The following is a 24,603-nucleotide window of genomic DNA, read 5'->3' as shown; positions in this document are numbered from 1 at the left end:
GTGGGTGCAGAGGGTAAGAGGTAGTTTTTATTCTCCCCCTTGCCCCCTGCTCCTTCCCCAGTCCCTTCACACCTTTTGCATATTTTGACTGATGGGGTCAAAACCTCTAGAAAACCGCGTGCTTTCATCGTAGTAAGCGCCAGTCAGATTCGCTCCATACAACTTGGCATAGTTGAGTTTTGCTCCCCGGAGATTTGCTTCGTTCAGTTTGACACCGCTCAAATTAGCTCTGGTCAAGTTCGCTTTGGCTAAGTTAGCTCTACTCAAATCTGCTCCCCAGAGTTTAGCTTTAGCTAGGTTAGCTCCACTCAAGTCAGATCCCCATAAGTTAATTCCAGGCAAATAGGCTCCAATCAGCTTGTCCCTACTTAAGTTGACGGCTGGAAAATATCTTTCTCCTGCGGCAAAACGCCTTTTTAATTCCTCAGCATTCATGCGTCGCGTTCACCTTCTTTAACAATACAGAAGTTATTTGTTCCCATTCCTGGCTTAATTCTCCTAAAAACTCTGATTGACCACTGCGTTGATACCAAAAATGGGCATTGTTCAAATCGCCTTCTTTGCGGTGCAGGTAAGCATGAACCCATGCACTGTCAGCATCGCTGGCATTTGCAACTATTTCATGAGCTTTGCTCCAATCACCTTTCTTGTCATACCACATTGCTTGCAGCCCTTTTGGCAGTGTCTGAGGACATGGGCGCTGCTTTTCGATCAATCGCAAGAATTCCTCTGTATTCACGATCGCCACCCAACAAGAATCAAACTTCTATCTCTAAGATACTCCTCAGCTTCCCAGGAGGATGGGGAGACAAGGGAGACAAGCGATAATTTTTAAACAAATTTCTTCCTTGTTTCTTCCCAATCCCTTTCACATCTACTTGACTGGAATAAGTTCAAACTCGAAAGTACTGATTAAACGGTCATCAATATAAACCTCTATTCTATGTTTACCAACTGGATCGCCAGGAGCGATCGTCCAAAAATTCTCAATTACACCCTCTGGAGCCGACTGTGTGCGCCGCGTTACAGATGTCCTGCCGTCTGCCGATATTGAGAAATCTTCACCGTTATCTGTACCCCAAGTTTCTGGGGGTTTTGGTAAACGCAAGACTTCGCGCCATTTCACTTCACCTTGGTAGTCTCTGAGTTTAATCCGCCATCCATAGATGTTTCCTTCCTGAAGTGGCACTCTTTTTGTCTGGAAAATGGTAACGTTTCCTTGGGAGTCAACTTTCTTCAGCCCAAACTCGGTGTTACTGACAGTAATCTGTTTTGCATTCGTTGGCGCAGGAGACGATATAGGATTTTCTCCCAAAACAGCAGTAGCCTTGATTGGCTCAGAACATATAACTCCAGATATTAGCCAAAAAGAAGCTAGCACAGCAGTAGTCCAAATTCTCATTAGTATGGTTTTCCTGTCAGACTTTTGGTACTTATTCAAGTAATCTGCCATGTTTTCCGGGTCAAGGTTAGCTATGGTTAAACAAAGACAAAATTGCTTTTAGGAATTTGGCGGATTTAACCAACCCACTGACTTTAGGCAACATCCAATCTAAAATCAGTAAATCATAGTATTTACCAAAGGCAAATCATTTGCCGTCGTTTCTCCATCTGCAATCGCATCTACTTTTTCTAATCAGAATTTTGCATGAGATACCAAGTTGGCGGTAGCCTCCACATTGACGATCCCACTTATGTTGTGCGTCAGGCTGACGAAAAACTTTATACAAGTCTGAAAAGTGGTGATTTTTGCTACGTCTTCAACTCCCGCCAAATGGGTAAGTCATCCCTATTACAGCGAATAAGTCGTCGTCTCAAGTCAGAAGGCTATAAATGTGTTTACTTAGACGTGACTCAATTGGGTAGCGAGGATACCACATCAGCACAATGGTATAAAGGAATTATTGTCAGCATGTTCTACGGGTTAAATCTGGCGGAACATCTCAACTTTAAGCAATGGTGGAATATGCAAGCAGGTCTTTCTCCTGTACAAAAACTACACCAGTTTGTTGAAGAAGTTTTGCTGCCAAATGTCAAGAGCGATTGTGAAGGAGATGACAAAGCCAAAGGCATTTTCATCTTCATTGACGAGATTGATAGTTTGCTGAGTTTGAATTTTCCTGTCAATGACTTTTTTGCCTGGATTCGTCATTGCTACAATCAGCAGGCACACGACCCAAATTTCCAACGCCTGGGATTTGCATTGTTTGGAGTAGCCAGTCCATCTGACTTAATTGCTGACAAACGCCGGACACCTTTTAACATTGGGACGGCCATAGAGTTATACGGCTTTCGATTGGATGAAACTAACCCATTGCTAAATGGGTTAAAGGGAGCAATCAGCCAACCAGAAGTAGTGCTGCAAGAGGTAATCTACTGGACAGGGGGACAACCGTTTCTAACTCAAAAACTTTGTCAGTTAGTTCTCCAAACTGCCTTAAAAACATCAGATCGGAAAATTGTTCTATCCCCAAACACTGAAGCATATTGGGTAGAAGAATTGGTGCGATCGCAAATTATCCAACACTGGGAATCACAAGATGAACCCGAACACCTCCGCACTATTCGCGATCGCCTACTTTTTAACCAACAACAAGCAGGACGGTTATTGGCTCTTTATCAGCAGGTATTGCAAGCGGAGGAAGTAGGAGAATGGGAAGACGCAAAGAGGGAAGATACTAGCGACTCTTGGCATTCTCTACCTCTAATATCTCCCGTGCCTACCGATGATAGTCGAGAACAGACGGAGCTTTTACTATCAGGATTAGTCGAGAGGCACAACGGCTATCTCAGAATTAAAAATCCGATTTACCGCAGTATTTTCAATGCTGAATGGGTGTTAAGGCAGTTAGACAATCTGCGTCCTTACTCACAGCCATTCAATGCTTGGGTAGCATCGGACTTTCAAGATGAGTCACGCCTACTGCGGGGGAATGCGTTACAAGAGGTCTTGGACTGGACTCAATGCAAAAGTCTCAGCGATTTGGACTATCGATTTTTAGCAGCCAGCCAAGAATTAGAACGCCGCGAAGTCCAGCAAAAAATGGAAGTAGAACGGCTCAAAGAAAATGAAGTGCGATTAGCGAGTGAACAAAAGAGCGCCCGCCGTCAGCAACGACTACTGGTAGGGGTAAGTGTGACCCTAGTAGCAGCGATTATCTTGGGGATCACAACACTCTACGCCGATCGATATGCATCGCTGAGTGAGGTACGAGCGATCGCAGCTGCTTCCAATGGGAGTTTTAATTCTAATCAACGCTTAGATGCACTGGTAAAAGCAATCCAAGCCAGACAGAAATTTCAACGGCTCGAACTGCAAAATTTTGCAGATGCCAATGCCCTAGATTTCCAAACCCGCAAAGTATTGGAACAAGCTGTCTACGGTGCTGATGAATTCAATCACCTGTCAGGGCATCAAGGGATTGTCTTAGGTGTTGATTTCAGCCCTGATGGTCAGTGGATTGTCTCATCTAGCATCGATCGCACAGTCAAGCTATGGAGACGGGATGGAACACTGGTCAAAACACTACCACATACTGCAACCATACACAGCGTTCGCTTCAGCCCGGATAGCCGCCGGATAGTCGCTGCCGGCATTGATGGCAGTATCCGTCTTTGGACAATCGATGGTAAATTATTAACCATCTTCAAAGGGCATAAATCTGCGGTGTGGCGAGTTGCTTTTAGCCCAGATGGACAAACGATCGCTTCTGCCAGTGGCGATTTGAGCGTTAAGCTTTGGCAACTAGATGGCACTTTAATCAGAACTCTCAAGCATGAGCGTGGTGTGTGGGGAATTGCCTTCAGCCCCGATGGTCAAACCATCGCTTCTAGCATGGTGGGTGGTACTAATAAGCTTTGGCGATTGGATGGAACACTGATCAAAACATTCACAGCCGGCAAGGCAACTGTTTGGAGTCTTGCTTTTAGCCCAGATGGACAAACTTTAGTATCTGGCGGTGCAGATAATATGGTGCGACTGTGGAATCGAGAAGGCACCCTACTGAGAACTTTTAAAGGACACACCGCTGAAGTATTTGGTGTAGCCTTTAGTCCTGATGGGCAGACCATTGCCTCCGGTGGCCATGATAAAACTGTAAGACTCTGGCGGGTAGATGGTACTCTATTAAGAACTTTGCAGGGGCATACCTCAAATGTTCAAACCATCGCCTTCAGTCCTGATGGAGAAACTCTCGCCTCTGCCAGTCACGACAACACCATCAAACTCTGGAGAGTCAACTCACCTTTAGTAAAGCTACTCAATGGCCATCAAGAAATGGTCTGGCGGGTGGCATTTAGCCCTGATGGGCAACGTCTAGCTTCCATTGCTGGCAAAGAAGTCAAACTCTGGAAACGCGATGGTTCTCTAGCGAAAACCATTGTTGAAGACGATTCTCAAATGCTTAGTCTCGCCTTTAGCCCCGATGGTCGAACTTTAGCGATCGTCGGTTCCGGCGGTGTTATAAGACTGTGGGAACTAAACAGCAATCAGCGAACCCTTCTTAAGGGCCCAGGTATCGGTCTTTTGGGTGTTAGCTACAGTCCTGATGGTAAACGGTTAGTGACTGTGGGTTTTGATTACAAGCTGAGACTCTGGCAACGCGACGCTAATGGACAATTCCAACTCCACCAAATTATCCAGGCGCATACAGGCCGCATTTGGGACATTGTTTATAGTCCAGATGGGCAGTTTCTCGCCTCTGCCAGTGCTGATGGCACCATCAAACTTTGGACTTCAGAAAACAGCGAACGCCTGTTGGAGAAACCCGACCGAACCTTAGAAGGGCATAACAGTGAAGTTTTTGGAGTTGCCATTAGCCCGAATAGTCAATTTATTGCCTCCACTGGTGGAGATGGTCGTCTCCGACTTTGGAAGCGTGATGGCACTCTGGTGAGAATCTTTGATGGTAAAAGTATTGGCTTAACGAGGGTAGCATTCAGTCCAGATGGTCAAATGTTGGCAGCCGCAGGTTTTGATAATACTATCAAAGTCTGGAAGACCGATGGTACTTTGCTCGTAACCCTGAATGGACATACTTCTAATGTGAGCAGTGTTGCCTTTAGCCCCGATGGCAAAACCCTCGCCTCTGGCGGAGATGACCAACTTGTAATTCTGTGGGATCTAGAACAAATTCTCCATCTCGATCTAGTGAAATACAGTTGTGATTGGGTGCGGGATTATTTAAAGACTAATATAACCGTGGAAAATAGCGATCGCTCTATTTGCCACAGCCTTTTTTATCCATTTAAACCATAATCCCTTCCAGGGGCTGCGTAAATAAGGCAGGATAGCGGAGCGGTAGCGAGTCCACTAGCATCGGCAGAAATTTAGATATTTTATTTATAAAAATCAAATTGGATTGCCATATCCCACAAACTTATTTGTAGGTTTATGCCTCAAGCGATTGAATGACACTCAGTAACTGCTCAGGCGTATATGGCTTAGTTATATAGGCATCAGCACCTTGCTTCTTTGCCCACAAGTGGTGAATTGCCTGATTTTTACTACTACAAATTACAATCGGTACTTTTTGATTAGTCGGATTTGTTTTGATGAAGCGACACAATTCAAATCCACTCATTCCTGGCATCACGACATCAGTAACAATCGCATCCGGTTTTTCTTCTAAGATTATTTCTAAAGCTTCTTTCGCACTAGTTGCCTTAATAACATTGTAACCTCTATCTGTGAGATAACGACTAATTGATTTTAATTCACTCAGACAATCTTCTATAACTAAAATGGTAGCGATCCAGGTAATACTCAACCTTAAATCTCCAAAATAATATGTTGGTTGATTGGAGCTATTTTTTATGTTTGGAAATTAAACAATATGTTGAAAAATGACTTTTAGTAAATCTCCTTGTGTAAAAGGCTTAGTTAAATAGCCCGATGCTCTGACCATCTTAGCTTTAGCTCTATCTAGAAATCCTACTTTTCCTGACACCATAATCACAGGTGTATTTTTAAAATGTGAGTGTTTACGCAGCAAAGTGCAGAGTTCATATCCGTCTAAATTAGGCATCGAAATATCCAACAAAATTATATCGGGCTTTGTGCGAACAATCTGCATTAAAGCTTTCAAAGAATCAGTAACTCCGACAACAGAAAAAGTTTGCTCATCTAAATAACTTTTAATAGCATTCAATACTGTAAGACTGTCATCAATACAAAAAATTGTGTAGACTTTTTTGTCAACAGTTGGTTGGATAATTCGCTGACCCCTATGTTCATTAGTATTAATAGAGTAGGCTGATGGTTTATAGGCGTTTGTTCTAGGCGACTTTGGAGTAATTTTGGTTTGAGGTTGCAGTTGATTTATTTGGAACAATTGTGAGGGGTGCGATTGAGAAGTTGGCGATGTCTGACGATAAGCTGTTTCGCTCCGGGGTGTTTGACATCGTTCAACTAATAAGCGGAGATTTAGATGACAAAACTTTGGCATATCATCCAGAAAGCTTTCAGGAATAAATTCATAACTCCCCTCTTCTAAGTTCAAAAATGACTCCAGAACTTCTAGCGCCAATTGCTCTATGAGTATCGCCGCTTGAGAGGGACTGATATATTTCTGATTGACTAACCAGCAAATAGCCAGATAATCTGGGTTCGGTATTGCCTGATTTTCAATACCAGTTTCAAATATCGCCCGCAACTGTTCTTTGATTCCGCGAGGGAGAGTAGAAATTTGCTGACTCAAGCGTTGCAAATTTCTGTAAAGTGGCTCAAACATTTTCTCTGAGTAGCAGGCATAAATTAGTTTACCCTCGTCCATATATATTGACCAAGAGCCTGAAGTGCTAAACACTTGCAAACAACCAGTAACTGATTTACCGGTGATTTTTTTCAACAAAGATAGCGGCTGGAGCTTTTGGAAAAATCTGTATCTACTAATCGGAAGTGTCTTCATTGGGATGGTTCTGGAATAAAATTAACATTTGCAGGAAAAATTAGTGAATTACCTTTTCGGAATTCACCGCGACTTTGTTGGGAGTACTGTCAGATAAATATAGCGGTCACATTTGAGTTAGTACAGAGATTCCACACCCCCCAACTCCTAATTCACCAATCTCTGTTAAGCTATAATGCACGAGTTACAACTAAACTAATTCATGCTATTGCCCAATAGCAAAATGGCCCGACTAGTTGCCAGGATATAGTATTTCAAAAATTAGATTGGTTTTCTGTATCTTTCGCTAATCTGGCCAATCTAACAGTAACTCAAGTGCCACGCACAGACCATTGGCTCTCGCCCATCAGTCACAAAAGCATCACTGTTATCCGTATTTTGCAGCCTAAAATTGCAGATACTTTAGTTCTCTAGCAAAATTTTTTTTGCCCCTAATGTTAAAGTCTGGAGCTGCTAAAATCTACTGTAATGATAGACATAAATGGTTCTCCATCAAGGCTTATAGGCATTAATCCCGCACCGACGAACTATGTTTTTGCAGCCGTTACGCAAGTCGTCGGATACTTTTCCAAGAAGTTTATTCTTAAGAGAAACTTCTTCAAAGAAAAAGTATTATTAATAACTAAGCGTTAAAAAATGTCAATGTCTTACTTAGATTTGTGATTGTAGAGCAACTCTTAGTTGGGATTGGGCAAAATTATCACTTGCACAACAAGAATGATAACCTCCGACCAAGGATGAGTTAGCTGATAATTGCCGCCATGATGGTGTGTGGTGAGATGCACGGGCGACCAAATCAGCAGAAGGGAGTCTCTTCATAAGTACTGGAAATGGGTTCTAATGTTGTGTGAGGCTAAATAATCACCCTGCACAATTTGGAATGAGAAGTTCAAGAACTTACAGCGAAATTCTTGATTGGTAGTACATACTTGCAAAATAGCTATTTTCAGCTAGATGGTAGATAACAAGTAACGTACTCACTAAAATTCAGGTTACTATAATTTTCAAAAAAAGTTAGCAGAAATATATAAACTTCATGAGAAATCAGTAAAGTAAACATGAAAACTAATTAATATTATCTTTTAGTATTTATTTGATCGGATGTCCGGAAAGGCTGAAAATGTACCGTAAAAGATAATTTTATTTGCTTATTTAATTACACTTATAAAGGATTGAATCATTTTATAGTAGCAATTTACCATAAAAATCTCAAGTTTTAAAAGTCACAATTATAAATATAAAATTGTACGCATAGACCGTTGTCACGGATTGTCGTTAGACATCTGTTAGCGACGCAGCGAAAAGTCGGTTCGGCTGAACTTTTCAAGACAGACATTGCATTCATTAACCCATAAGCTATTTGTAGCAAAAAGACGCAAAGAATTTCTTTGCGTCTTTGGCGTGAGATTTAGAAGTGGACATTCTCACCGTTATACTTCTCCATTTACTTAAACTTGCTCACGCCAGCACCAGGTTAAAAGTGTGCCACCAGCCACCAGCTTAACTACTTCCAGTACCCAATAACTGCCGTGTAGTAAATTCATTGTCGATGGAATAGCAGCAGCAGCTTCAAATAGGTTGAGTTGAACTCCGATAGCGCACATCTGCGGAGTTAATAAATAGGTATCAAGCACAGCTATAATTAGCAGCAGCACAGATAAAACAATACTGCCAATACTCCAGTGATATCGGGTTTTGCTCAAAGCTAGTGCCCCAGTCAGGACTATAGCAGCAGATAACAATTCCATCCGATTGAAGTTCCAAAAAATCGTATAGCCTGCTGTTGTAAAACCAGCTTGGCTCATCATCCCAGAAAGATAAAGACTAGGCATAATTACCCAATCTAAAACTAGACTAGCACTGAGCCAAAAGCCCAAAGTCAATATGATAGCGGTTTGCCAAATTGGTCGTTTGAATTCAAGGTTAGAAATAGCAGTCATAAAATAATTGCGTGTGTTGTATTTCTTTAGTTTCTAACTTCACCAGCAGTTTGACAAGCAATATCAATTAACCTTTACAAAGCGATCGCTCTTAATTCTGAACTCAATCCCAAGATTTTTTAACCTAAGTTGAGAAATATTAAGATTTTTTTAAAAGTAATTTATATAGATTTTTTCTGTTAGAAATACTCAATATTTTAATATCAAAATATCAAATTAGATTTTCCCAATTCAGCACCAGTCAAGTTAATCTCGCTCAGGTTGAGACCACTCAAGTTAAGCCCTATCAAATTAATCTCATTAAAGTCTCTCTCCCCAGCTGCATAACGCTTGAGCAACTCTTCAGCATCGATAACTCACCTCTTGCATCAATTACCTCGTTCCCAGTCAGAGACTGGGAATGGCTAATGCGAGGCTCCGCCTCCTGAATTTGCGGCAGAGCCGCTTTTAATGCATTTCCAGCCAGAGGCTGGAAACGAGAAAAATGATAAAAAGTCTTTTATATGCAGTATCCCCAGACAATCGGTACATAATGACGCAGATAATTTAGTAGCGATATATACTTAAATGCAGATTTGATATCAGAGGTCAATTGAGGAAAGCCACTTATTTTTCCAGAAACGTCCAAACTCCTTCATCCCAATCTGATTCTGTTGGGGGTGATTGTAACCAATGCTGACAACGTAGAAGATGCAACATAGCAGCTTTATCCTGATTGTCAGCTGCTAAAACTAGGGCAAATTCTGCTCTAGCACGGTTAAAATCGCGTTTGAGGTAATATTCGCGTCCTTTGTGATAATGCTCAATCACTTGCAATTTTTCGCTTTCAATCGGATTAGAACGCAAACCCAGTAATTCATATATGGCTACTGGCTCATTTCTGCCCTTGACACGAATGTAATCTAGTTCCCTAGCCCAAATATGATCTTGGCATGGTTTAAAAGTGTTATGGCTAATAATAATATCGCAACCATACTGTTTACTGACACTTTCTAATCGAGAGCCAAGATTAACACCATCGCCAATAGCAGTAAATTCCATCCGCTTACTAGAGCCAATATTCCCACTAATGACGGTATCAGAGTTGATGCCAATGCCGATATTAATTCTGGGCTTATTAGTTTCATAGCGACGTTGATTAAATTCGTGCAGACGAACGCGCATTTCTAAGGATGTTTGCACAGCCATCCAAGCGTGTTCTTCTAAGGGTAAGGGAGAACCAAACACAGCCATGATGGCGTCGCCGATGTATTTGTCAAGGGTGCCTTTATGTTTAAAGACTGCCTCTACCATTGATTCAAAATATTCATTGAGCATACTCACCACTTCTTCTGCTTCTAAGTTTTCCGTCAAAGTGGTGTAGCCGCGAATATCGGAAAATAAAATCGAAACTTCTTTGCGATCGCCTCCTAGTTTAGCATCATCCAATTTCAGCAATTCTTCGGCTAATTCCTGGGTCATGTAGCGGTACATCGTACTCTTGAGCCGCTTCTCATCACTGATGTCTTCCATCACTACCAGCGCCCCACGGACTTGCTCTTGGTCGCTAGCATCGGCAATTGTGTTAATCGATAAATTAATACTATGCTGTTCCGTACCAGTGGTTAGGAGTGTGCGATCGGGATAATATTGCTGGCGACCTTTTAAGTCAACAGCATGTAAAGCATCCTGATACCACTTGCCAAAGTCACCTTCTTTGATACCGATCGCATCAGTAACTAATTTACCTTCTAAACGGTCTTCTACTTCCAGTCCCAGTAAACGTTTAGCACTTTCATTGGCGGCGATAATTAACCCCGCTTTATCAGTGGAAACCACTCCATTGGAAAGACTACGCAGAATATCCCGTTGCATCTGTTCTTGTTGCTTGACTGTGGCAAACAACTGGGCATTTTGCAGCGCTACTCCCGCTTGAATATTAAAAGCTTCCATGAACTCTTCATCATTGCGATCAAAGCTAGCTTGGAAGCAGTCGGGAGCTTTGGGCCAATCAGCCGGATTATAAGGTGGAAAATCCCCGGATTTCTTTTTATTTACAAGTTGGGTAACACCAATCAGTTGTTGATCGGCGTTAAATACTGGCATACAAAGCAAGCTACAGGTGCGATAGCCATTTTGCTGATCGAGTTTTTTGGCGGTATCCGAGTCAGGATCGTCGTACAAATCAAAGGCAATATTCAGTTTCTTGCCAGAAGCCGCTACTATACCAGCAAAGCCTTTACCTACGGGGACTCGCAACTCTTTCGTTGAACTATCATCCTGGGTGATTTTCGTCCACAATTCATGGCGATCGCGGTCTATTAACCATAGTGTACTGCGATCGGCATTCATCAATTCTTTGGCTTCATCCATCACCCGCTTCAGGGTGTCTTCTAAGTCGAGACTGCTTTGAGAGAGAGACTTGATCGCTTTCATCAACGCCGCCACAGCTCGTTGTTTTTGAGTAGCTACATAAAAAGAGCGCGAGGACTCTAAAATCAGGCGAATCGAAGGGGCAAATTCTTGAAACAATTGTTCGTCAGCACAGGAAAAACCTCTGGTATCAATGCGCTCTGCAAGTGGCGCATCGTGATTGTTCCCAGATTTTAATTTATTCAGTAATTGCACTACCGCAACTAATTGCCCATGTTCATTTAAGAGTGGCAAAGCCAGCATGGTGTAGGTGCGATAGCCAGTTCTTTTTTCTTGTTCTTGAGCAAAATGCGATCGCGGATCGTTATAAAAATCAAAAGGAATATTAATAACTTCCTTGAAGGTGGCGACTTCACCACCAATGCCTTTATTAGCGGGGATGCGAATTTCTAAAGAGCGACCGCCCTCACCCTCAGCTAGAATTGACCAGAGTTCTTGTTTTTCTTCATCCAATAAAAATATTGTCGTCCGGTCTGCCCCCAGTAATTCCCCGGTTTTTAAGGTAATCGAATGCAACATTTCTTGCAGAATGGTTTCAAACCCCTGAGAATCCAGCATTGATAGGGTTTGATGGACAATCTGTAATTTTTGCTCAACATCCTTAACGACCTGTTTAAAAGTATCCTGAGTCAAGGGAGCAAGAAACGTAGAAAAAGTTCCTTGTCTTGTAGCAAGAGCACCCACAGGAGCAGAATTCGCTTGTAATTCGAGGTTTTCTTGGTTGTGAACACCAATAATCACATCGGTGGTCTCCCCACAACTTCCTTGATACGCTGACATAACTGGTATTTTATATAGCAGGATGAGATTTTAGATTTAACAATGAGATTAAATTTATGTAAGTAGTGTTAAAAGCAACAATTGCTTGACATTATCCATAGTTTAATCGCTTGTTTAGCCAGCGTCATCCTGTGAATCAAGGCCCAAGTTGGTTACCAACAAGCATGGCTTGACCAAAATCCCTTCCCACTCGTGGATACAGATGCTTAGTAGAGGGTCAGACCCCTCGTATAAAAGATAAAACAATGTTTTCCGCAAGCGATCGATTGTTAGTGTTGCCTGGTAAGATTTTGCAAGGGCACACCAATGAGCATTGCTGTGTCCGTATGACATGGTCTACTTACCTAAAAAGAGTTGGAAGCTATAAGCAATTCTACGGTGATAATATTAGCTGTAGCTCAACTGCGATCGCTTCCTTTTGCAGATATGCCAGCAGGACTGGAGAGTGCTGAGTGCTGAGTAGGGTGTGTTACGGAAGCCGTAACACAACGCCAGTCTGTTCAAGTCGGGAAACCCGCCCACGCGGCTGGCTCCCCTACGTGTATTTCAAAAATCAAATATAGGAATCCGATTTGATTTCTGAAAAAATCTAAGTATCTGTAGGGTGTGTTATCGGCGAGAGTACGGCACCAAAGCTTTCGGACGGTGCGTTAGCCAGAGGCATAACGCACCCTACGTATATTTCAAAAATCAAATACGAGTCCTATATGAATCCTAATAGATTAGATATTAATTTTTATACGGAAAAAGTTAATTAAAAATATTAAGCCTAATAGCATATCAGCCAAACGTAAATATAAAATCAGATTCAATCTTTGAGTTGAACCCATATTTACATGGGATGCGATATTTACCCTATTGTTGGAAATCCACAGGATTATTTTGATGAAAAAATTGAAACCTCAAGTATTTTTAGGTTTGACAGGTGCATTTTTGGCAGTCGGATATTCCAGTTTGCTGGCTAGAGAAATTCCCATACAGAGTAGGTCAAACCTCAGAAAGGATTTATTAGCACCATCAGAAACTAACCCAAATGTCAATGAGTATCTGGAGAAAAATAAACCTGCAAGTTATAAGGCTCTGAAAAGGCAGTTAGATGCAGCAATTGAGGATGCAAAAAGACCAAGGGAAGAAAAAGTGGTAAAAAATCTTTGGTCATTGTCAAAAAGTAATTCACGAGTCAAGTCTAGAGAGAATGGCGGTCAAGTTGAATATCTGATGGCAAGTTGGAAATATGTGAAGAACCCAACAGAAGACTGGAAAATAGGTACAAAAAAAAATATAGAAAACCAGACTTGGTTAACAGCCGTTCCTCAAGTTAAAGAATTCTGTGAAAATTGTAAAGGAATAGGAATAAATATTCCTGGTAACATCATGCTTGCGCTCCGGTTACAGCAATATTTAGGCTTAATTTTAAATAGGAATTCAAATAAGACGCATTTTGTAGAAATGTGGGTAAAAGCCGAAGATTTAAGTAGACCATGTATTGATCCAGAAATTAATGATTCTACTTGTAATGTTTTACCTATACCTGTTCCTGCTAGTTATCCTGTTTTGAACCAGATATACTCAGCTTCTTATACAGTTGGTAGTCAAGAACATTATCCTTGGACAGGTTTAGGTTACACCTATGATTGGGGAAATCCGAAAAAACCTCGTGAAGGAGCTAGTGAGTTTCTCATTAACGGAACTAAAGAAAAACCGATAGAAGTAGAAGTTGTTTCAGTCACAGCTACAAAAGAATATTGTAATAATCAATATTTAACGGTAAAAGATTAGGCACAAATGAGCGCTCATGAAACATCTTGAAGGTAAAGTGGCATTAGTCACAGGTGCTACGCGGGGAATTGGTAGGGGAATTGCCATTGGTCTTGGTGAAGCAGGTGCAACTGTATACATCACGGGACGCAGTCTCAACAACTCTTCCAGTAATGGGGTTTCAGGGAGTCTTGCTGAAACTCAATCAGCTATTCAGGAAGTCGGTGGTGTATGCATTCCCGTCCAAGTAGACCACAGTGATGATGAGCAGGTGCGTTTGCTTTTTGATCGCATTCAAGATGAGCAGGATGGACAACTTGACCTACTGGTAAATAATGCTTACTCAGGAGTTCAGGTATTAAAAGACGCTTATGGGCAGCCTTTTTGGGATTGTGAACCAAGTCTCTGGGATGCTAGCAACAACGTTGGTCTGCGTAGCCACTATGTTGCAAGTGTTTTTGCTGCTCGGATGATGACTAAGCGTAACTCTGGACTAATTTGCACCATTTCCTCGTGGGGTAGTATGTTTTATATCTTTAATACAGCTTATGGTGTTGGGAAAGCAGCTTGCGATCGCCTAGCTGCTGATATGGCTGTTGAGTTAAAACCCCATAATGTCGCTTCTGTTTCAATTTGGCCAGGTATTGTTGGTACTGAGCTTTTTTCCCGTTTTGCTTCGGAAATGAATCAAACCAATGCTACTGACCAAAAAAACTCATTCTTGAGCGATCGCTACAACTGGGAAACTCCCTTATTAACTGGACGAGCGATCGCTGCACTTGCTTGTGAACCAAATTTAATGCGCCGTACAGGACGTGTGCAGATTGTTGCCGAACTAGCTGATAAATATGGAATTGTCGATGAAAATGGCGATCGTCCTGCATCCCTACGCTCTCTACGTTTTGTACTGCCGGCTGCATTACCTTTACTGAGAAACTACTCATGGCTCATACCCGATATAAAAATGCCGTGGTCACTGCTATTATTGAATGCCCTCAGTTCGCCTAAAATTTAATGGGCATTTAGCAGGTGTTAGAAAACTCGGTTCATCCACCTTTTAACTCCGTTAATGAGTCTTTGATACTCGTGAACAACCTCAAAACTCCCAATACCCCATGCCCTTGCTCTGCCAAATCCTAATTTTTAGATTAAAGTCAAATTCATGGAGTTGAGGGTCTAAAGCTAGCACATAAAGGAAGTATTGGAATTTTATACCAACAGCAACGTGTAGAGATAACCGAATGGCTCTTAACAAAAGAATTATGGACTCTTAATGAATTAGAGTACCATATTGATCCAAGTATGGAGTTGCTTTCGAGTCAAAGCAAAGCTACTACGAATTATTTAACGAAGCACGTATTAGTTGGAAAAAAACTCAAGCTCATAATCCCAAATATGACTCAGATAAGGTAGCCTTAAAAAAAAAGAGATTTGTGAGTTATTGTCAGAGCGACGAGCTGAAATAGAGTCTGGAAAGCTAGTTGTATTTATGTCGTAGGGGAGTTTCCTACTTCCCTATATTTTCATCGGTGAACTTAGTAAACTTGCTGAGAAATAAAATGTCTCAATATTATCACGTTTTTTTTGTTGCTATTAAAGCCCCTGGGGTTTTACCTATTATGATTAAATTATCTATGAGGAATTTGTTAGATGATAACAAAAATTTTATCCCGAAATACTTCCCGATTACTTGTTTGTTTAAAAATAGATAAAAAATTATTCTTGACGAAGTTTGTATATTTTTTATTTTTGTCATTAAGCACTGTCTATTTTTGCTTAATATTGTCAGGTTCTGGGGAAATTGGTTTAGCATTCGCTAAAAAGAGTGAAAAAACCTTTGTTGGCTACTACCAGAGTTGGTCAGAACAATGGACAAGTAATCCACAACAGATGCAACTAGCAAATATAGCTCCCTATGTGAATACGGTAATTGTGTCTTTCATACAGCCTGATGCAACTTATACAAAGGGTAGCTACAATTTTGCTGGAACCGGGTTAAAATTTTCGGCAGATGGCAAAGTAGTGAAAGATGCAATTACTTTGTTAAAAAAATATAATCCTAAAACTAAAGTATTAGTGGCAGTAGGTGGACAGGCTGGCACAAATTTTGCTCAGATGAATCCTCAAGCCATTGCTAATATCGTCAAAGATTTTGGATTTGACGGGGTTGATATTGATTACGAGCCTACCAATGTCAAGTGTTTATCATCAAATGGTAAGGTTTCTTGTACATCTGATGCAGAGTTCCGTTGCGTTGTCAGGCAAATTCGCCAAGTTCTGCCCGAGCATTACTTAGTAACAGTTGCGGTATGGAGTATCGGTGCTTACGGTGAAGGACAATGGGCAAATGCTCAACCGCAAGGTGAGAAGACAGGTATGACGCTGAATTTACTGCGTTCACCTGAAGGTAAAATGATTGACCAACTGCATATCATGTCCTATAATGCTGGGACTACTTACAACCTTCAAGAAACCTTAGCAGCTTATCAAAATTATTTCAAAGGAAAAGTAGTTATGGGAGTGCAAGTACCACCAGAAGCTTGGGGGGGAAATGTTTACACCCTAGCAAAGGTTCGTGATGTTGCACAAATTGTTATTAACAGGAACGCCGCTGGGCTGATGCTGTGGAGTCTACAAAAGCAAGTAGAGGGAACACCATCAAGGGATAACCCGACTGCTGAAATGATAGCTAAAACAGCCTGTCAAGTTTTGTTGCTTGGTAATTGCCAGCAGCCACTATTTAGCTCACAGAAAACTGGAATCTCTATACATTAGTAGCTGTAACGACCTGTAATTATAGGTTTTAGCATCTCTAATGTCTACGAAAATTAGTACTAATTGGCATTGTACCAAGATATATGTCACAAACTGCAAATTAACTTCAAAAAGCTTGATATTTACTGCTTAACTAGTGCAAATTTTGTTGTCCGTTCACCAAACAAGCTGTTTGAGATCGTAAAACTTTGTATCCTGAATTGATAGGTCTTAATAAATAGTTCTTTTAAAACTGGTGCAAGAAGATTTTAGGCTAATTGTTGATTTAGTTTTAGTTTTGGGCGTTGCAGCCTGTGGTGGATTATTAGCGGCACTTTTGCGACAACCCGTGTTGCTAGGGTATCTCATTGGCGGGATGATTATTGGGCCAGCCGGACTGGGACTGATTAAAGAAGTTATTCAAGTAGAGACTCTGGCACAGTTTGGTGTCGCCTTTTTGTTATTCGCCTTGGGTGTAGAATTTTCTTTTGCGGAACTCAAGAAGGTAAAAGCGATCGCTCTTGGTGGAGGTGGACTCCAGATTGCTTTGACAATTTTGGTAACAGTTGTGGTATGTGGGTTGAGCGGGGCCTGGGGAACCTTACCTGCTAAGGGGATGTTTTTGGGATGTATTCTATCCTTGTCTTCCACAGCTGTTGTCCTTAAGTGCTTGATGGAACGCAATGAAACAGAAACGCCTCACGGACAAGTGATGTTGGGGATTTTGGTAGTCCAAGACTTGGCACTGGGACTGATGTTAGCAGTTCTACCAGCCCTCAACCAACCAGCAGAAACTATTGGCATCGCCGTGCTAACAGCCCTACTGTGGATTGCTTTATTTGCTGCTGGTGCAGTAGCTGCGGGGATGTGGCTGATACCGCCTTTGTTGCGACTGTTAGCCCGCACCGAAAGCCGAGAACTATTTTTATTAGGAGTTGTAGCCTTGTGTTTGGGCATTGCCCTGTTGACAGAGCATTTGGGGCTGTCCATTGAAATGGGGGCATTTGTCGCTGGTTTGATGATTTCTGAGGTGGAGTACGCCGATCAAACCCTAACTTATGTCGAACCACTGCGAGATATATTTGCCAGTTTATTTTTTGCCGCCATTGGGATGTTAATTGACCCAGTGTTTTTGTGGAACAACCTGGAATTAATTTTGGGGCTGGTAGCACTAGTTTTCATAGGTAAATTCTTGATTATCACGCCCTTAGTAAAGCTGTTCCGCTACCCCTTAAAAACAGCCATAATCGCCGGTTTGGGATTGGCGCAAATTGGGGAATTTTCCTTTGTTCTCGCCAGTGAAGGGCAGTCTTTGGGGCTGGTATCTCGACAGATATACTTATTAATTTTGGGAACCACCGCAGTTACTCTCATGCTGACTCCCTTTGTCTTGCGGTTAGTACCATTTTTATTTAACTTTGCCGAATCAATGCCTTGGTTGAAACCGTACTTAGAAGAACAAGAGGCACTGGATGTATCAGAAGATTTGCCCTTCAAAGACCATGTGGTAGTCTGCGGTTATGGGCGAGTCGGCAAAAATTTGGTGAAGTTGTTGCTGCAACACGACCTGCCTGTGGTAGTAATCGACCAATCAGAAAGCAGAATTCAGCAGTTGCGTGAGGCTGGAGTATCTTATGTCTATGGCAATTGCGTGAGTTTACATGTTTTGGAAACCGCCGGAGTGAATCATGCCAAAGGAATGGCGATCGCACTCCCTGACCCGATGAGTACTCGTCTTTGTTTGAAACGCGCCTTAGAATTGCGCCCAGAATTAGATTTAGTTGTCCGTGCTACCCAGGATAAAAATATTGAGGTACTGTATCAATTGGGAGCTAGAGAAGTGGTACAGCCAGAGTTTGAAGCCAGCTTAGAAATGGCAACCTATTTATTAACTGGCTTAGGCTTGTTGTCGACGGCAATCGTCCAACGGGAAATGCAGCAAATCCGCAACGATCATTATTTAGATTTGCGGCCAGAGCGTTCTGCAACTGAAGTTGCTCGTGATTTGCGCCAAGCCACTCGCGATTTAAATCAGCGCTGGTATCCTCTCCCAGCAGATTCGCCCTTAATTGGTATGAGTATAGAAGAGGCAGATATGCGCTACTTAACAGGAGCGAGTTTGATGGCAATTCGTCGCGCTAACGGCGATGAAATCGATTATCCCAATAATCAAACCAGATTGGAAAAAGGCGATCGCTTGCTGGTAGTGGGAGCAGATGAAGAATTGGCAGCTCTGGCAGAATTCGCTAAGGGACAAGCGGCTGTTCCCGGAGAAAATAGTGCTTGTCAGTGGGTTACAGTCAATGCAGATGCGCCAACACTAGGTAAAACCCTTGCAGATTTAAATATCGCCAAGCAATTTGGAGTACAGGTACAGGCGATCCGGCGCGATGGTAAATTTATTCGCTATCCTGATGGCGGCATGGATTTGCGAGTTGGCGACCAAGTATTATTATGTGGTGGCTTGACAGGTCTGAGTCAAATAGAACAGTTATTTGCGATCGCTAGTTCAGTACCCCTTTCTATCCCAGTGGTGAAAGCTGGTGAGGCAGAAGCGCTCAAAGAGTTTCTGCCTGCCGATAGTGGCACTGATTAAGCTTTAAGACTCCCTAGTTGATAATCGACTAGCGCAAGTAAGCGGTTCAATCCAGCGATCGTGCCTTTCAGATGGTAGTGACTTGGCTATCTGGAATGCTTTATCATATTCTTCTAGGATAATGTAGCTTTTGATAATACCAAGCTCCTAGATGTTGTCTCCGATGCGGACATCATCAATCTATTGAGCAATTTGCAGCCCAGTTTTGGTAACAGCCCATCCATGAGAGCTTAAGGTAATTGCACTATTGTCAAGTGGATGCGGGAAAAGGGACAAATCAAGCTTGAAGACTAGACCTCTTGGCTTTGACAACTCTAAATATTGATTTTCTTTAGCAGCAAAGTAATTAATAGGGTCATCTGCTTGATCTTTGTCAATCGCAGAACTTTTCGGTCTACTGACCTTGTTTGATAATTGAATTTACCTAAGAATTGAGCTTTACTTTTTACAAATTTATTCTGTCATTACAATACTTTTTTATCTCTTATTTAAGCTGTCACAGACATTGGCGATAATAATAATTACTGTACTGTATATGCTGTGCTTTATCAAAAATCCTTTGTGAGCAAGCTTTTTAAGACTTAATGGCAAAAGGTCAGATGGAGAGAAGCGACCACGGAACTTCCTTACGTGATAATGGTTATAAATTACAAAAAGTTACGTTTTTACATCGTTTTAGCTGTCAATTTTCATCTTTAAAATATTACTGAAATTATACTTATAATGTTGGACAAAAGTTTCCATATAATTACGAAGGTATCTGCTAATCTACTCTGTAAGCTTTTAGGACAGCCTAGTATTAGTAATTTAGAAACTCAACTGCATGATAAACACGTTCAAATTCAGCAGCTAGAAGAGCAAGAAAGGGCGCTTTACAGAGTAATTAGCAAAATCCGAGCTTCTCTTGAGTTAGAAACAATTTTTCGTACAGCCACTAAGGAAACTTGCAAGTTACTCCGCGTCGAGCGGATTGCCGTCTATCGTTTCTATGAAAACTGGGGTGGAGAATTTGTCAGCGACTTTGAGTTTGCAGAAACTGGATGGGATGATGTAGAGACATTAGGAAAAAATACAGTTTGGAATGACTCTTATCTACAAGAAAATCAAGGCGGACGGTATCGTAATAATGAAACTTTAGTTATTTCAGATGTCTACGCAGCAGGCTTGTCTCAATGCCATTTAGAAATTTTAGAACAGTTCCATATTCGAGCTTATGCAACTGCACCAATTTTTGTTGGTAAAAACCTGTGGGGAGTGCTTGCTGCTTATCAGCACTCACAGCTACATGAATGGAAAAAATTAGAAATTCAGTTTCTGTCTCAGATTGCAACGCAGTTAGGATTTGCAGTTAAACAAGCAGAATTTTTAGCTCAAGCAGAACAAAAAGCAGCGGAACTGTATAAAGCGAATCAGCAGCAGGATATTCTGTTTAATTTAGTTGCTGAAATTCGTGAATCTCTGAATCTAGACACATTGTTTAAGACTACTGTACGAGAAATTCGTAAGGCTCTCCGTACTGATCGCGTCAGTATCTTTCGATTTGACCCAGAATCGAACTATACCTCTGGGGAATTTGTCTCTGAGAATGTATTGCCTGACTACGATTCTACGATCGCCATAAAGGTGAAGGATAATTGTTTTGGTGAAAAATATGCAGTTGCTTATCAGCAAGGGCGTATACAGGTATTATCAGATGTTTACCAAGCTGGGCTAAAGGATTGCCACCTTCAACTGTTAGAGCAATTTCAAATCAAGGCACAAATTGTTGCACCTCTAATGAAAGGAAAAACTTTATGGGGATTACTATGTGTTCATCAGTGCCATTGTTCACGCGAATGGAAAACCTCTGAAATTCAATTTATCCGACAGTTAGCAGCTCAGTTTAATGTAGCTTTAGAACATTCCGAATTATTAGAGCAATCCCGCTCTCAAGCTAATCAACTTTCTCAAACGAACCATGCTTTAGAACTTGCAAATTCTCAGCTAGAAAAACTGAGTAAGCTAGATGCTCTAACCCAAATAGCAAACCGTCATTGTTTGGATGAATTTTTAGAGCAGGAATGGAATCGACTAAGACAAACTGAAAATTATTTATCTTTAGTTCTATTTGATATTGATCATTTCAAGGATTATAACGATTCTTATGGACACTTAGCTGGGGATGAATGCTTAATACAAGTTGCTCGTGCAGCACAAGCTGTATTAAAGCGGCCTACCGATCTATTAGCTCGTTATGGTGGTGAAGAATTTATTGTTATTTTGCCAAATACGAACGAATCAGGTGCGATTAAAGTAACTAAGTTGATTCAAAAGTCTATTCAAGAATTAAAGATTCCCCACATGAAGAATAACTTTCCATGTTTTGTGACCGTCAGTTTAGGTGTTGCAATTCAAAAACCAACAGATAAAAGTTCAGCTCAAGACTTGATTAACGCAGCCGATAAAGCTTTGTATAAAGCTAAAGAACAAGGACGCAATCGGTGGGTTTGTGCTGCAAAACTGTAAGTCCGGTGGGCAGGAATAGAGGTTCAAAAAGAGGCAGGGGAGCAGGGGGAGGTTCAGATGGGGATTGAAACCCTTGCTCCTGTGATTTTTCTGCCTCACTTCTAACTCACTTTCGGCTTGATGTATGCGATCGCTTGTTTCCAAACAATGATTTGTTGACTGTTTTCATCAGCAATACAGATACACTGTGGGTCTTGCCATAAAACCCTTCCTGTGAGTACATCCTGAGTCAGCAGCTTTAACTCTACTGGAGTTGTTTGTTTAATCAGGTTTTGGACTTGTATAATACTAGGCAAAGTGGTGTCAAATTCGGTAAGCATTTTTAGTAAAGATGAACCTACAAGGCAAAATAAAGAGTAACTAATCCTTGATAATTCATCCTTGAGAAAATGGCAATCGAATTTACTAAGTATCATGGTCTAGGCAACGACTTTATTTTGATTGATAATCGCTCGTCATCTTTGCCTGTAGTGACGCCAGAGCAAGCCATCGAGTTGTGCGATCGCCATTTTGGTATCGGTGCGGATGGTGTAATTTTTGCCCTACCTGGAGAAAATGGCACTGACTACACCATGCGGATTTTTAATTCCGATGGTTCAGAACCAGAAATGTGTGGCAATGGTATTCGCTGTTTAGCTGGCTTTATAGCAGACTTAGAAGGCGAATCCCGGAATCAAGACTCATATCGCATTCATACTTTGGGTGGGGTAATGACTCCCCAACTCTTATCTGATGGTCAAGTTAAAGTAGACATGGGTTTACCCAGGTTACTCGCTAGCGAAATTCCCACTACCCTTGCACCCGATGAAGAAAAAGTAATTTCTCAGCCGTTAGAGGTGGCGGGGCAAACTTGGGATGTCACCTGTGTAAATATGGGAAATCCCCACTGCATCACTTTTGTGGAAGATGTAGCAGTAATTGAGCTAGAAACCATCGGTCCCAAATTTGAGCATCATCCAGTTTTTCCGCAACGCATAAATACCGAATTTATTCAAGTAGTACGCCGTGACTATTTGAAAATGCGGGTGTGGGAACGGGGTGCTGGGATTACATTAGCTTGCGGGACTGGTGCTTGTGCTTCCTTAGTAGCTGGTGTGCTAACCGGGAAATGCGATCGCACCGCAACTGTAGAATTACCAGGTGGCCCCTTACAAATTGAATGGTCAGAAGTAGACCAACGGGTTTACATGACAGGCCCGGCCCAAAAGGTATTCACTGGGAAACTGTAACTGACTTGGCAGTGGCATTACTCAAGTAGTAATGCCATAGAAGTCTTGCAGCTACTGCTCGCCACGGTCGCCAGTGCTGTGTCATTGCTTCTAGTTGGACTGGTGTTGGACGCGTCGCCAAGTTTTTGAGTTTTTGTAAAGCGATCGCGATCGCTAAATCGCCTTTAGGAAAGACATCAGGACGTCGCAGCGCCATGAGCAAATAAATATCAACTGTCCAGTCTCCTATACCTTTGAGACGCTTTAACTCAGTTCTGATAGTAGTTTCATCCATTATTTCCAGCTTGCTTAAGTCAAGCTGACCAGTTGCGATCGCATTCGCCAACCCGCGACAATATAGAATCTTTTGTCGGCTGAATCCAATTCCTCTCAATTGAACATCATCCAATATCAGAAAATTTTCTGGCGTCAGAGTGACAATAACCCCACATAGGCGGGTAAATACAGCCTTTGCAGCCGCTACGGAAACTTGTTGTTCCAGAATTATGCACAGAAGCGTTGCGAAACCCGGTTCTCTTTGCCACATCGGTGGAGACCCCAGTGTTTCTAAAATCCGAGCCAAATCGCTATCAAGATTGGCAAGCACCATTAAACCACGGGTCAAACTTTCTTCAGTCAGCGATTCTAGTTCAGGTGTTTGAGTCATCTTTGATCGATTTCGATTCTTGTATAAGCAGTTTTTCTTTACGTTCAATTCCCCAGTGATAACCACCAAGACTGCCATCACTCCGCAGCACACGGTGACACGGTACAATCAGCGCTATCGGATTTGCTCCACAAGCATTACCCACTGCGCGGACTGCGTGTGGCTTGGCAATATCACGGGCAATATCAGTGTATGTGCAAGTTTTGCCATAGGGAATTTTTTGTAATGCTTGCCAAACCTGTTTCTGAAATGCTGTCCCGCGGACATCAAGTGGTAAATCGAGATGTGTTTCATCTCCCACAATCAAGTCGAGGATTGCTTGTATCCAGCCTTTGTGTGTGTGGTCATCACGAATGATGTGCGCTTGGTGAAATTCCTGGTTCAAGATATGTTCAAGCTTGTCTGCTTCATCACTTAGTTTAACGGCACAGATACCCTTCTGTGTTGTTGCCACAAGTAAATATCCTAGTGGACATGGAGCGATCGCATAAACAATGTTTATTGTCTTTCCGGCTTGCTGGTAAGTTTTTGGTGTCATTCCCAGTTGCTTAGGTGCTTTCTCATAGAGTTGACTACTTGAACCATACCCCGTGTCATAAACTGCATCGGCAATTTCCTCTCCTTCTTGGAGACGCTGTTTTAATCGTTGGCTACGCAACGCATCTGCATATTGAAAGGGGGATAGACCAATTATTTGCTTAAATATTCTTTGCAGATAGCTGGGACTCATTCCAACGTGAGAACATAGTTCTGAGAGAGTTGGAATACGATCGATTTGTGCTTCAATATATCGACATACAGCTAAGACCTTCGCTTTAGCTGTATTTGTAACTGTTTCAGATTGTGGCTGACAGCGCTTACAAGGTCGAAAACCTGCAATTTCAGCCTCTTGTGGCGACTGGAAAAAACAAACTTGATTGCGATTCGGTCTGCGACTAGGGCAAATCGGTCGGCAATAAATGCCTGTAGAGCGAACACCGTAGAAAAGTTTGCCTTCAAAAGCAGAGTCTCGATTGAGAACTGCTTGCCAGAGAGTTTCTTCCAAGACTGGTGTCTGTTGTAATTGCATTGATGC

General features: G+C 41.9%; 20 protein-coding genes and 1 pseudogene. 8 read left to right on the top strand and 13 right to left on the bottom strand.

What is annotated here, in order from left to right; genetic code table 11:
* Positions 1-66 precede the first annotated feature (66 nt).
* The 3 genes from RM347_RS20830 to RM347_RS20820 form a co-directional block, all read right to left on the bottom strand.
* Entirely contained in the window at positions 67-435 is a 369-nt protein-coding gene (locus RM347_RS20830) for a pentapeptide repeat-containing protein (RefSeq protein WP_322720237.1), read from the bottom strand.
* Positions 425-739, bottom strand: coding sequence for a hypothetical protein (locus tag RM347_RS20825; RefSeq protein ID WP_322720236.1), 315 nt, complete (start codon positions 737-739; stop codon positions 425-427). Before RM347_RS20825 ends, RM347_RS20830 begins: the two co-directional genes overlap by 11 nt.
* 135 nt (positions 740-874) lie before the next feature.
* Positions 875-1,402: a hypothetical protein gene (locus RM347_RS20820; protein ID WP_322720235.1), complete on the bottom strand. Its 528-nt coding sequence runs from the start codon at positions 1,400-1,402 to the stop codon at positions 875-877.
* A 246-nt stretch (positions 1,403-1,648) separates the two neighbouring features.
* Between RM347_RS20820 and RM347_RS20815 the strand changes: the two genes are divergently transcribed.
* Positions 1,649-5,257, top strand: coding sequence for an AAA-like domain-containing protein (locus RM347_RS20815; RefSeq protein ID WP_322720234.1), 3,609 nt, complete (start codon positions 1,649-1,651; stop codon positions 5,255-5,257).
* A 133-nt stretch (positions 5,258-5,390) separates the two neighbouring features.
* Here RM347_RS20815 and RM347_RS20810 read toward each other — a convergent pair whose 3' ends face one another.
* The 7 genes from RM347_RS20810 to RM347_RS20780 form a co-directional block, all read right to left on the bottom strand.
* Entirely contained in the window at positions 5,391-5,768 is a 378-nt protein-coding gene (locus RM347_RS20810) for a response regulator transcription factor (RefSeq protein ID WP_322720233.1), read from the bottom strand.
* Positions 5,769-5,825: 57 nt separating this feature from the next.
* Entirely contained in the window at positions 5,826-6,908 is a 1,083-nt protein-coding gene (locus RM347_RS20805) for a response regulator (protein ID WP_322720232.1), read from the bottom strand.
* A 651-nt stretch (positions 6,909-7,559) separates the two neighbouring features.
* Positions 7,560-7,727: a hypothetical protein gene (locus RM347_RS20800; RefSeq protein WP_322720231.1), complete on the bottom strand. Its 168-nt coding sequence runs from the start codon at positions 7,725-7,727 to the stop codon at positions 7,560-7,562.
* Between the two features lie 629 nt (positions 7,728-8,356).
* Complete coding sequence (locus RM347_RS20795; RefSeq protein WP_322720230.1) at positions 8,357-8,848, bottom strand: hypothetical protein; 492 nt, start codon at positions 8,846-8,848, stop codon at positions 8,357-8,359.
* Positions 8,849-9,051: 203 nt separating this feature from the next.
* Positions 9,052-9,186, bottom strand: a complete 135-nt coding sequence (locus RM347_RS20790; protein ID WP_322720229.1) for a pentapeptide repeat-containing protein — start codon at positions 9,184-9,186, stop codon at positions 9,052-9,054.
* A gap of 268 nt (positions 9,187-9,454) precedes the next feature.
* Positions 9,455-12,040 carry a GAF domain-containing protein gene (locus tag RM347_RS20785; RefSeq protein WP_322720228.1) on the bottom strand — a complete coding sequence of 862 codons (2,586 nt, stop codon included), beginning with the start codon at positions 12,038-12,040 and terminating at the stop codon, positions 9,455-9,457.
* Between the two features lie 114 nt (positions 12,041-12,154).
* The gene (locus RM347_RS20780) at positions 12,155-12,373 is read right to left on the bottom strand and encodes a hypothetical protein (protein WP_322720227.1); all 219 of its coding nucleotides are present in this window, start codon (positions 12,371-12,373) and stop codon (positions 12,155-12,157) included.
* Positions 12,374-12,925: 552 nt separating this feature from the next.
* Here RM347_RS20780 and RM347_RS20775 point away from each other — a divergent pair.
* The 6 genes and pseudogenes from RM347_RS20775 (at position 12,926) to RM347_RS20750 (ending at position 21,653) form a co-directional block, all read left to right on the top strand.
* The gene (locus RM347_RS20775; protein ID WP_322720226.1) at positions 12,926-13,819 is read left to right on the top strand and encodes a hypothetical protein; all 894 of its coding nucleotides are present in this window, start codon (positions 12,926-12,928) and stop codon (positions 13,817-13,819) included.
* A gap of 16 nt (positions 13,820-13,835) precedes the next feature.
* A complete protein-coding gene (locus RM347_RS20770) occupies positions 13,836-14,813 on the top strand; it encodes an SDR family NAD(P)-dependent oxidoreductase (protein WP_322720225.1) in 978 nt (325 codons plus the stop codon).
* Between the two features lie 149 nt (positions 14,814-14,962).
* A pseudogene (locus RM347_RS20765) lies at positions 14,963-15,290 on the top strand (helix-turn-helix domain-containing protein); the annotation flags it as partial.
* Between the two features lie 257 nt (positions 15,291-15,547).
* On the top strand, positions 15,548-16,573 hold the full coding sequence (locus RM347_RS20760) for a glycoside hydrolase family 18 protein (RefSeq protein ID WP_322720224.1): 1,026 nt from the start codon (positions 15,548-15,550) through the stop codon (positions 16,571-16,573).
* A 235-nt stretch (positions 16,574-16,808) separates the two neighbouring features.
* The gene (locus RM347_RS20755; protein WP_322720223.1) at positions 16,809-19,148 is read left to right on the top strand and encodes a cation:proton antiporter; all 2,340 of its coding nucleotides are present in this window, start codon (positions 16,809-16,811) and stop codon (positions 19,146-19,148) included.
* 723 nt (positions 19,149-19,871) lie between these two features.
* Positions 19,872-21,653, top strand: coding sequence for a diguanylate cyclase domain-containing protein (locus RM347_RS20750; RefSeq protein WP_322720222.1), 1,782 nt, complete (start codon positions 19,872-19,874; stop codon positions 21,651-21,653).
* A gap of 101 nt (positions 21,654-21,754) precedes the next feature.
* On the opposite strand, the gene RM347_RS20745 is transcribed toward RM347_RS20750, so the two are convergent.
* Positions 21,755-21,973: an Hfq-related RNA-binding protein gene (locus RM347_RS20745; protein ID WP_322720221.1), complete on the bottom strand. Its 219-nt coding sequence runs from the start codon at positions 21,971-21,973 to the stop codon at positions 21,755-21,757.
* Between the two features lie 69 nt (positions 21,974-22,042).
* Here RM347_RS20745 and dapF point away from each other — a divergent pair, with 69 nt between their 5' ends.
* Complete coding sequence (gene dapF / locus RM347_RS20740) at positions 22,043-22,882, top strand: diaminopimelate epimerase (protein WP_322720220.1); 840 nt, start codon at positions 22,043-22,045, stop codon at positions 22,880-22,882.
* Here the strand turns inward: dapF and RM347_RS20735 are convergent.
* Both RM347_RS20735 and ada read right to left on the bottom strand, forming a co-directional pair.
* Positions 22,866-23,528, bottom strand: a complete 663-nt coding sequence (locus RM347_RS20735; RefSeq protein WP_322720219.1) for a DNA-3-methyladenine glycosylase family protein — start codon at positions 23,526-23,528, stop codon at positions 22,866-22,868. The two genes, dapF and RM347_RS20735, sit on opposite strands and share 17 nt — an antisense overlap.
* Positions 23,512-24,597, bottom strand: coding sequence for a bifunctional DNA-binding transcriptional regulator/O6-methylguanine-DNA methyltransferase Ada (ada, locus tag RM347_RS20730; RefSeq protein ID WP_322720218.1), 1,086 nt, complete (start codon positions 24,595-24,597; stop codon positions 23,512-23,514). Before ada ends, RM347_RS20735 begins: the two co-directional genes overlap by 17 nt.
* Positions 24,598-24,603: the final 6 nt, after the last annotated feature.

This window comes from Nostoc sp. ChiQUE02, assembly GCF_034531305.2.
Lineage (GTDB): Bacteria > Cyanobacteriota > Cyanobacteriia > Cyanobacteriales > Nostocaceae > Nostoc.
Note: the sequence above shows the minus strand (reverse complement) of the source record. Positions and strands in the feature narration are given on the sequence as shown.

Coding starts and splice junctions, on each gene's coding strand:
- RM347_RS20745 (WP_322720221.1), bottom strand. CDS start 21,973: ATGCTTACCGAATTTGACACCACTTTGCCTAGTATTATACAAGTCCAA.
- RM347_RS20785 (WP_322720228.1), bottom strand. CDS start 12,040: ATGTCAGCGTATCAAGGAAGTTGTGGGGAGACCACCGATGTGATTATT.
- RM347_RS20795 (WP_322720230.1), bottom strand. CDS start 8,848: ATGACTGCTATTTCTAACCTTGAATTCAAACGACCAATTTGGCAAACC.
- RM347_RS20800 (WP_322720231.1), bottom strand. CDS start 7,727: ATGAAGAGACTCCCTTCTGCTGATTTGGTCGCCCGTGCATCTCACCAC.
- RM347_RS20750 (WP_322720222.1), top strand. CDS start 19,872: ATGTTGGACAAAAGTTTCCATATAATTACGAAGGTATCTGCTAATCTA.
- RM347_RS20815 (WP_322720234.1), top strand. CDS start 1,649: ATGAGATACCAAGTTGGCGGTAGCCTCCACATTGACGATCCCACTTAT.
- ada (WP_322720218.1), bottom strand. CDS start 24,597: ATGCAATTACAACAGACACCAGTCTTGGAAGAAACTCTCTGGCAAGCA.
- RM347_RS20770 (WP_322720225.1), top strand. CDS start 13,836: ATGAAACATCTTGAAGGTAAAGTGGCATTAGTCACAGGTGCTACGCGG.
- RM347_RS20735 (WP_322720219.1), bottom strand. CDS start 23,528: ATGACTCAAACACCTGAACTAGAATCGCTGACTGAAGAAAGTTTGACC.
- RM347_RS20780 (WP_322720227.1), bottom strand. CDS start 12,373: ATGTCATACGGACACAGCAATGCTCATTGGTGTGCCCTTGCAAAATCT.
- RM347_RS20805 (WP_322720232.1), bottom strand. CDS start 6,908: ATGAAGACACTTCCGATTAGTAGATACAGATTTTTCCAAAAGCTCCAG.
- RM347_RS20830 (WP_322720237.1), bottom strand. CDS start 435: ATGAATGCTGAGGAATTAAAAAGGCGTTTTGCCGCAGGAGAAAGATAT.
- dapF (WP_322720220.1), top strand. CDS start 22,043: ATGGCAATCGAATTTACTAAGTATCATGGTCTAGGCAACGACTTTATT.
- RM347_RS20820 (WP_322720235.1), bottom strand. CDS start 1,402: ATGAGAATTTGGACTACTGCTGTGCTAGCTTCTTTTTGGCTAATATCT.
- RM347_RS20775 (WP_322720226.1), top strand. CDS start 12,926: ATGAAAAAATTGAAACCTCAAGTATTTTTAGGTTTGACAGGTGCATTT.